General features: G+C 69.9%; 7 protein-coding genes. 5 read left to right on the forward strand and 2 right to left on the reverse strand.

What is annotated here, in order from left to right; translation table 11 throughout:
- Positions 1–18 precede the first annotated feature (18 nt).
- Positions 19–1,317, forward strand: coding sequence for a spinster family MFS transporter (locus V7D28_RS12805; protein WP_333587777.1), 1,299 nt, complete (start codon positions 19–21; stop codon positions 1,315–1,317).
- A 22-nt stretch (positions 1,318–1,339) separates the two neighbouring features.
- Here V7D28_RS12805 and V7D28_RS12810 read toward each other — a convergent pair whose 3' ends face one another.
- Positions 1,340–2,638 (reverse strand): acyl-CoA dehydrogenase family protein, encoded by a 1,299-nt coding sequence (locus V7D28_RS12810; protein WP_333587771.1) that lies wholly within the window; start codon positions 2,636–2,638, stop codon positions 1,340–1,342.
- 147 nt (positions 2,639–2,785) lie between these two features.
- Between V7D28_RS12810 and V7D28_RS12815 the strand changes: the two genes are divergently transcribed.
- The 4 genes from V7D28_RS12815 to V7D28_RS12830 all read left to right on the forward strand — a co-directional run bounded on the left by V7D28_RS12815 (position 2,786) and on the right by V7D28_RS12830 (position 5,609).
- On the forward strand, positions 2,786–4,102 hold the full coding sequence (locus V7D28_RS12815; protein ID WP_442957939.1) for an acyl-CoA dehydrogenase family protein: 1,317 nt from the start codon (positions 2,786–2,788) through the stop codon (positions 4,100–4,102).
- Between the two features lie 92 nt (positions 4,103–4,194).
- Positions 4,195–4,716, forward strand: a complete 522-nt coding sequence (locus V7D28_RS12820; protein WP_333587773.1) for a GNAT family N-acetyltransferase — start codon at positions 4,195–4,197, stop codon at positions 4,714–4,716.
- A gap of 108 nt (positions 4,717–4,824) precedes the next feature.
- Complete coding sequence (locus V7D28_RS12825; protein WP_333587774.1) at positions 4,825–5,493, forward strand: TSUP family transporter; 669 nt, start codon at positions 4,825–4,827, stop codon at positions 5,491–5,493.
- A complete protein-coding gene (locus V7D28_RS12830; protein ID WP_333587775.1) occupies positions 5,466–5,609 on the forward strand; it encodes a hypothetical protein in 144 nt (47 codons plus the stop codon). The genes V7D28_RS12825 and V7D28_RS12830 overlap by 28 nt, the downstream gene beginning before the upstream one ends.
- 532 nt (positions 5,610–6,141) lie before the next feature.
- Here the strand turns inward: V7D28_RS12830 and V7D28_RS15340 are convergent.
- Entirely contained in the window at positions 6,142–6,312 is a 171-nt protein-coding gene (locus tag V7D28_RS15340; protein ID WP_442957940.1) for an E3 binding domain-containing protein, read from the reverse strand.
- Between the last annotated feature and the right edge of the window lie 138 nt (positions 6,313–6,450).

The raw sequence follows: 6,450 nt of genomic DNA on the forward strand, positions 1-6,450 counted from the left end.
CTGATTCTGCAGGTCCCGATGTCCTCGACTTCCCGCGCCAGCGGCTATCCCAAGGTCGTGCTGGCGGTGCTGATCGTCGCCTACACGTTCAACTTCCTGGATCGGCAAATCCTCGGGATCCTGGCCGGGCCCATCAAGGCCGAGCTGGGCCTCAGCGACAGCCAGCTCGGGCTCATGGGCGGCCTGGCCTTCGCGCTGTTCTATACCGGGCTGGGCGTGCCGATCGCCGCCCTGGCCGACCGCTGGAGCCGCACCTGGATCATGACCGGGGCGCTGACGCTGTGGAGCGGCTTCACCGCCCTCTGCGGCTTGGCCACCGGCTTCTGGCAGCTTTTCCTCTGCCGCATGGGCGTGGGGATCGGCGAGGCGGGGGGCGTGGCCCCGGCCTATTCGCTGATCAGCGACTATTTTCCGAAGGAGCAGCGGGCGAGGGCGCTGGCGGCCTATTCCTTCGGCATCCCCATCGGCTCGGCCCTGGGCATACTGTTCGGCGGGCTGATCGCCCACGCCATCGACTGGCGGGCGGCCTTCATCATCGTGGGTCTGGCCGGGGTGGCCTTCGCACCCATCTTCCGGCTGGTGGTCAAGGAGCCCAAGCGGGGCGCCTTCGACGAACCGGCGCAGGTCGCTCCGCCGCCGCCGGCTGCGCCCGGCGTCGAGACCGCGCCGGCGCCGGCGACCAAGGGCGGGGTGGCCCTGGTGGTCGCCAAGCCCAGCTTCTGGCTGATCTCCCTGGGGGCGGCCGCCTCGTCGGTGTGCGGCTACGGGGTGGCCTTCTGGCTGCCCTCCTTCTTCGAGCGCAGCCTGGGCATGAGCCTGGTGGACAGGTCCCTGTTCCTGGGGGCCATCACCCTGGTGGGCGGGGTGATGGGGGTCTGGGCCGGCGGCTGGCTCGGCGACCGGCTGGGGGCCAAGAGCCCGGCGGCCTATCTGCTGGTGCCGGCCGGCGCCTTCCTGATCGCCCTGCCGTGCTTCGTGCTGGCCATCCAGTCCCAGTCGCTGCTGATCGCCTTCTTCCTGTTCCTAATCCCCCAGGGCCTGAACCTGGCCTGGCTGGGACCGGTGGTGACGGCGGTCCAGCATCTCGTGCCGGCGGCCCACCGTTCGGTGGCCTCAGCCTGCTTCCTGTTCGTCAACAACCTGATCGGCCTGGGTCTGGGCACCTGGTACTTCGGCGCGGTTTCGGACGCCCTGACCCCCCGCTTCGGCGAGGAGTCCCTGCGCTACGCCATCTATTCGGGCCTGACCTTCTATCTGATCAGCGCCCTGCTGTTCTTCATCGGCTCGCGGCGGCTCAAGCGCGACTGGGTGGACTGACGCGCCTCGCCGCCGCTCCGGTTCAGCGGGAGCCCACGGGCACGCGCTGGGCGTCCTCCTCGGCCGCCCGGCGGGCGTTGGGCCCGCCATACCGCGCCAGCTCCAGGCGGGCGATGGTGCGGGCATGGACCTCGTCGGGGCCATCGGCCAGCCGCAGGGTGCGCTGATTGGCATAGGCCCGCGCCAGGCCGAAATCGTCGCTCACCCCGCCGCCGCCATGGGCCTGGATGGCGTCGTCGATGACCTTGAGCGCCATGGTGGGGGCCTGGACCTTGATCATGGCGATCTCCAGCCGGGCGACCTTGTTGCCGGCCTTGTCCATCATGTCGGCGGCCTTCAGGCAGAGCAGGCGGGTCATCTCGATATCGATCCGCGCCCGGGCGATGCGTTCTTCCCAGACCGAGTGCTCGGCCACCGGCTTGCCGAAGGCGGTGCGCGACAGCAGCCGCCGGCACATTTTCTCGAGGGCGACCTCGGCGGCGCCGATGGTGCGCATGCAGTGATGGATGCGGCCGGGGCCCAGGCGCGCCTGGCTGATCTCGAAGCCTCGTCCCTCGCCCAGCAGCAGGGCCGCCTCGACAGGCACGCGCACGTCGGTCAGCCGCACCTCGGCATGGCCGTGGGGGGCGTCGTCATAGCCGAAGACCGGCAGCATCCGCACCACCTCCACCCCCGGCGCGTCCATGGGGATCAGAACCTGGCTCTGCTGCTGGTGGCGGGGGGCATCCAGGTCGGTCTTGCCCATGACCACCGCCACCTGACAGCGGGGATCGCCCACGCCGGAGGACCACCACTTGCGGCCGTTGATCACATAGTGGTCGCCGTCGCGGACGATGCGGGTCTCGATATTGGTGGCGTCGGACGAGGCCACCTGGGGCTCGGTCATCAGGAAGGCGGAGCGGATCTCGCCGCGCATCAGCGGCGCCAGCCAGCGATCCTTCTGGGCGCGGGTCCCATAGCGGTTGAGGATCTCCATATTGCCGGTGTCCGGCGCCGAGCAGTTGAACACCTCGGCGGCGAAGCTCACCCGACCCATGATCTCGGCCAGGGGCGCATAGTCCAGATTGGAGAGCTGTTCGCCTTCGAAGACGAAGCTGTCGTCCACATGGGCCGCGCCGGAGGAGGGCGGCATGAACAGGTTCCACAGGCCCGCGGCCCGGGCCTTGGCCTTCAGCTCCTCCAGGACGGGGATCACCTTCCAGCGCTCGCCCTCGGCGTGCTGGGCCTCATAGACCGGGACGGCCGGCAGGACATGGTCCTCCATGAAGGCCGTGACCCGCGCGATCAGCGCCTTCTGACGTACCGAAAATTCAAAGTCCATGGCCGCACCCTCGGTTCAAACGGTTGTTTGAACGTGCTATGCCCGGCTTCGACAAACGGTTGTTTGATTTTCGGCAAATCTACGCCCATGGTCGCGACCAACCCGCAAAACCGCCAGAGCCCACCACAAGGGAGGACCCCGATGAGCATGACCGCAGAACGGCCCCAATCGAGCTTCGGCCTGAACCCGCAGGACGCGCTGAACGATCTGCGCATGTCCGAAAAGGCCCTGCCCCTGCTGAACCACGTGAAGCGGTTCGTGAAGGACGTGGTCCAGCCCATGAGCGAGGAATTCCATCGCCTGGGCGAGAACAAGACCGACATCTGGTCCTATGCGCCGGGCCAGCTGGAAGTGCTGGAAGCCGCCAAGGACAAGGCCAAGGCCGAGGGCCTGTGGAACTTCTTCCTGCCGGACGCCCATACGGGCGAGGGCCTGTCCAACCTGGACTACGCCTATATCGCCGTGGAGCTGGGCAAGAACCCCATGTCCTCCGAGGTGATGAACTGCGCCGCCCCGGACACCGGCAACATGGAGGTGCTGGAGCGTGTCGGCACGCCCGAGCAGAAGGAGCAGTGGCTGAAGCCCCTGCTGGAGGGGAAGATCCGCTCGGCCTACTGCATGACCGAGCTGAACACCGCCAGCTCCGACGCCAAGAACATCGACACCCGCGCCGTTCGCGTGGGCGACGAGTACATCCTCACCGGCGAGAAGCACTACATCTCCGGCGCCGGCGACCCGCGCTGCAAGATCATGATCACCATGGTCAAGACCGGCGGCGAGAACGACCCGCCGCACCTGCAGCAGTCGCAGATCCTGGTGCCGCTGCCCTGCGAGGGCGTCGAGATCGTCGGCGGCCAGCAGGTGTTCGGCGACTACGACGCCCCGCACGGCCACATGCACATCCGCTTCAACAACGCGCGCGTGCCGGCCTCCAACATGCTGCTGGGCGAGGGCCGCGGCTTCGAGATCAGCCAGCTGCGCCTGGGCCCCGGCCGCATCCACCACTGCATGCGCGCCATCGGCTCGGCCGAGAAGGCGCTGGACCTGATGGTCACCCGCGGCATGCAGCGCGTGGCGTTCGGCAAGCCGATCATCCAGCTGGGCGGCAACCTCGAGATCGTCAGCCGCGCGCGGATCGAGATCGAGGCCATGCGCCTGATGGTGCTCAAGGCCGCCAAGGCCATGGACGTGCTCGGCAACCGCGAGGCCCGGGTCTGGATCCACATGGTCAAGGCCATGGTGCCCGAGCGGGTCTGCAAGATCATCGACCAGGCCATTCAGATGCACGGCGCCACCGGCGTCTCGCAGAAGACGCCCCTGGCCAAGATGTACGCCTCCCAGCGGACCCTGCGCCTGGCCGACGGCCCGGACGAGGTGCACCACATGGTGGTCGGCCGCAACGAGCTGCGGCAGTACCGCGAAATGGAGCAGGATCCCTCCACGGCTGCGGTGTTCCGCAACTGATCAGGCCTTGCGGCGATGATCGCAGAGACCCCGGCTCGCGCGCCGGGGTCTTTTGCGTTTGACGGTGGATGGCGCGGGTGTATGGCCAAGCCATGAGCCCCGACATCCGCCTCGACGTCTTGTCCTGCGCCCTTGCGCGCGACCATGCCGAGGCCCTGGGCCGATTGCTGGCCGACTGTGTGGAGCAGGGCGCCTCGGTCTCCTTCCTGTCGGGCCTGACGGCCGCCCGCGCCTGTGACTGGTGGGCGGGCCAGCTCTCCCGCGACGATGGTCGGCGGCTGGTGGCGGCCTTCGACCGTCAGGGTCTCTGCGGGGTGGTCCAGGTGATCCCCGCCGGCACGGAGAACCAGCCCCACCGCGGCGATATCGCCAAGATGCTGGTGGCGCCGCGGGCGCGGCGCCAGGGCCTGGGCGGGGCGCTGCTGGCCGCCGCGGAGGCCTGCGCCCGGCAGATGGGCCTGAGCCTGCTGGTGCTCGACACCGTGACCGGCGGCGAGGCCGAACGCCTCTACGCCAAGGGGGGCTGGACGCCGGTGGGCTCCATCCCCGGCTACGCCCTTTCTACGGACGGTCGGCCGGAGGCCACGACCGTCTTCTACAAGGCGCTCGCCTGATGCGGCTCGCAGCGCCTTCTCCGTCCCGCGCGCGACGCGCTGCGGTTCGTTTCCCGGCGGCGGCCTGTGCCCGCCGTGCGGGGGCGGCCGCCTGTCAGGAGAACGCCCTTGTCCCCTCTCATTCTCGGCTTCATCGCCCTTAGCGCCTTCGTCACGGCCCTGCTCTCCGGGGTCTTCGGCATGGCCGGCGGCCTGGTCCTCATGGGCGCGCTGGCCCTCGTCCTGCCCGTCTCGGCGGCCTTCGTCACCCACGGCGTCCTGCAATTGGTCGCCAACGGCTGGCGGGCCATCCTGCACCGCGCCCATGTTCGTTGGGACATTGTCGGCTGGTACGCCCTGGCCTCGGCGGCGGCGGGCCTCCTCGTCGCCCTGGTGGCTGGCGCCCCCTCAAAGGCTTGGCTGTTCATCCTGATGGGGCTGGTGCCAGGCCTGACCTGGCTGCCTCAGGGGTGGCTCCGCCTGGACGCCGCCCGTCCGGCCCACGCCCTGGCCTCGGGCTTCCTGGTGACGGGCCTCAATCTGATGGCCGGGGTGGCCGGTCCGCTCCTCGACATCTTCTTCATCCGCACCGAACTCACCCGCCACGCCATCGTCGCCACCAAGGCTGCGACCCAGGTCTTCGCCCACCTGGCCAAGATCATCGTCTATGGGACCCCGCTGCTGCTGGCCGGGGCCGATCAGGCCACGGCCGCCGCCCTGCCGCCGCCCTGCCGCCGCCCTGGGCCTTCGCCCTGTTCATTCCGCTCTCCATGGCGGGCACCTGGTGCGGCGGGCTGATCCTGGAGCGCATCACCGACGTGAACTTCCGCCGCTGGACCCGCTGGATCGTCACCGCCGTGGGCGTCCTCTATCTGATCCAGGGCGCACAGCTGCTGATGGGGCCGGCCCAGTGAGCCCGGGCGTGGTCGCTCTGGTCGCCGCGGCGGTCTTCGTGGCCGCGGCGATCTCCGGCCTGCTGGGCATGGCCGGCGGCTCGCTTTTGATGGCGGTCCTGACCTACGCCCTGCCGGTGGGGGCGGCGCTCGCCCTGCACGGCGCGGCCCAGCTCGCCTCGAACCTGGCCCGGCTGGGATTCAACTGGGCTCACGTGCGTTTCGCCTCGGTGGGCTGGTTCGGCCTGGGCTCGGTGGCGGCCATGGGTTTGCTGGCCCTGGTCGCGTTCCAACCCTCCAAGGTCGCGGTGTTTCTGGGGATGGGACTGCTGCCGGTGCTCGTCTGGCTGCCGCCGCGCTGGATTCCCCTCGACGCCGCCCGACCGGCCCATGCGGCCCTGGGGGGATTCCTGGCCACCGGCCTGTCGCTCACCGCCGGCGTCTCAGGCCCGCTCAGCGAACTTTTCCTGATGCGCACGGCGCTGAACCGCCATCAGGTGATCGGGACCAAAGCCGCCTTCCAGGCCTTCGCCCACCTGGCCAAGCTGATCTTCTACGGGGGCGCGCTGTTTGGCGCGGCCGGGGCGGGCGGCGCGCTGCGGCCCTGGGCCTCGATCACGGCCTGGACGTCGTTGCGGGTGATGCGCCCGCCCACGCCGGTGCCCGTGATCGAGCTCGGATCGAGGCCGTGCTCGTTGATGAGCCGGCGGACGACCGGCGACAGGACCTTGCCGGCCCCGTTGCCGGACGGTGCGGCGCCGGGCGCCTCAGCCGCGGGAGCCGGCTGCGGCGGCGGCGCGGGCGGCGGCGGAGGCGGAGGCGGCGGGCTGGCCTCGGCGGCCGGCGCGGGTTCGGGCTCCGC

It is taken from the genome of Phenylobacterium sp. (assembly GCF_036723115.1).
Lineage (GTDB): Bacteria > Pseudomonadota > Alphaproteobacteria > Caulobacterales > Caulobacteraceae > Phenylobacterium.